This is a genomic window from Peribacillus sp., from assembly GCF_059453735.1.
Map to the genome: position 1 here is coordinate 1 of NZ_JAZVJO010000147.1, position 1,969 is coordinate 1,969.

Annotated in this window: 3 protein-coding genes; all 3 read right to left on the bottom strand. The window is 38.0% G+C overall.

All coding sequences use genetic code 11. The annotated features are described in order from the left end of the window. Positions 1–475 (bottom strand): alpha/beta hydrolase (locus tag AC52RT_RS05060; RefSeq protein WP_495539743.1); only part of this gene is annotated, 475 nt, incomplete at its 3' end. A 66-nt stretch (positions 476–541) separates the two neighbouring features. Further along, a complete protein-coding gene (locus AC52RT_RS05065; protein WP_495539744.1) occupies positions 542–1,039 on the bottom strand; it encodes a GNAT family N-acetyltransferase in 498 nt (165 codons plus the stop codon). Between the two features lie 168 nt (positions 1,040–1,207). Further along, complete coding sequence (locus tag AC52RT_RS05070; protein WP_495539745.1) at positions 1,208–1,828, bottom strand: hypothetical protein; 621 nt, start codon at positions 1,826–1,828, stop codon at positions 1,208–1,210. Positions 1,829–1,969 lie beyond the last annotated feature (141 nt).

Genomic DNA, 1,969 nt, shown 5'->3' on the forward strand with positions numbered 1-1,969 from the left:
CGGCGTCGAAATAGTGATCTTTATTTCCGATAAAACAGATTCCCTTATGACCGCTATTCAACATTGCATGAAATACATTTTCCCTTTGTACTAACGGAGTCAGCCAGACTAGTTTCGCATCTTGCAGCATTGGCTGATCCAGCAGATGACTTAATGCAATGGTTCCTACTGATTTAGCCACGACATAATAAGTACTATATTCCTTATCCCTGATTGTGTTATTGATTATAAGTTGTACTTCTTTTTTGAAATCCGCTTCGTCTAAAACAGATAACTCATGCCTGTCATATGTATAATTAATATGTAATACATCAAAACCTTTATTGTAAAATAACCCTGTTGCATAGTGCAGCAATGGCGCCTTTGCTGAATAACCAGCGCCTGGCAAGACGATCGCCAAATGTTTTGTTTCTTCTTTTTGTTCTATTAATCTAAAAGTAATCTTTTTGGTTCCAATCATTTTATCATTTGTCACTGTGCTTCTCCTCACCCCTTTGTTTATTCTTCAATAAGAGGAATACTCCTTCTCAAGAAATGGCACTCATAATAATTTCGACATATAATATTCATCATAAGATTTGCCGTCTATGATAAGCGAGTTCCTTTTGATTCCTTCAATCTCAAAACCACTTTTCTTATATAAAGCTATTCCCGCACTGTTTTGGATCACTGTTGTAAGTTCCAGCCGCGAAATCCGGTGATTTATTGCCCATTCGTTCATCCTTTGAAACAAAGCTGTCCCAATTCCCTTGCCTCTGAAATTCTCTAATATTCCGATAACGATATAAGCGGAATGCTGTGTTCTCTTAACACTCCCTCCCATCGCAATCAAGTACCCTATTAAAATCCCCTCTTCTTCCGCAACAAATATCGTTGAATTACTTTGCTGCTTCATCTTGATCAGCTGTTCTCTTTGCTGCTCGGGAGTAGTTTCCCTCTCACCAGCACCCATCAGCATAAAATCAGCTTGCGTTTCCACTTTTTTGATTAGGTTTATAAAATTCTCTGCGTCTTCAACTTTTATTTCTCTAATAATCATATATGCACCTCTATCTTATTTGCTGTCCTCTTAGGGAAGGGGTAAAACAAGGGTACTATTAAAGTTCTATGCTTGCCGCTTCGAACAGGCGCTTTCAATCCATTTCCGAAAAACAACAATGAGTAAAAAACAATGTATCAAACAAGGAAAGAGCTAAAATAAAGGCTATCAAGTTCCAAGTTGATTTCCGCTGCGAACGGACGCTTTCCGCGGGGCGAGCGGTGAGCCTCCTCCTTCGTGCGGGGTCTCACCCTGCTCGCTAATCCCGCAGGAGTCGCCGTTCTCCACTTCAATCATTACTCGATTATAGAGCCAAAAAAAAAGAGCAAGTTCTTTCTCTTTACGCACAAAAATATTTTTCAGCTTTTCTGCATTTTCTTTATCTAATAGGGCGAGCTCCTTCTTTTCTTTGTTAAGGATCACCGCTGTTCCATTGTCTTGATCGAACCAAATATAATAATTCACTAATCTCTCAGGCTGATTTTCATCATATCTGAAGAATAAAGTAGCAATGGCATCTTCCTTCGTTTGCATTTCTTTATATTCATTTTGTTCCCATATCAATTCTCCAAACAATTTCCTGAGATCGTGAAGTTCCTCTTCTCCAAAAATGTTCTCATGTATTTTCCGATTACCATCTGTTTGAATTTCCACATCCACTCTGTTCATTTGTTTTAAGTCGAAGTTTTTGGGAGCTTCCTTTAACTCCCCAGTTATCAATACTGCCAGCCCGCCAAGTACCAGTACTGCAATCGCAATTAACAAAAATGATATAAACTTTTTTATCAAATTAGCATCTCCTTTGATTCACTGTTAAACGTACATTCACTGCAGCAAACGCAAAAATAGATACTATAAATGTTTATTGTTCTCCCATCCTTAGTAACCTTACTAACAAGGAATATTTTACCATAAATATCCAGTGAATAT

Coding starts and splice junctions, on each gene's coding strand:
- AC52RT_RS05065 (WP_495539744.1), bottom strand. CDS start 1,039: ATGATTATTAGAGAAATAAAAGTTGAAGACGCAGAGAATTTTATAAAC.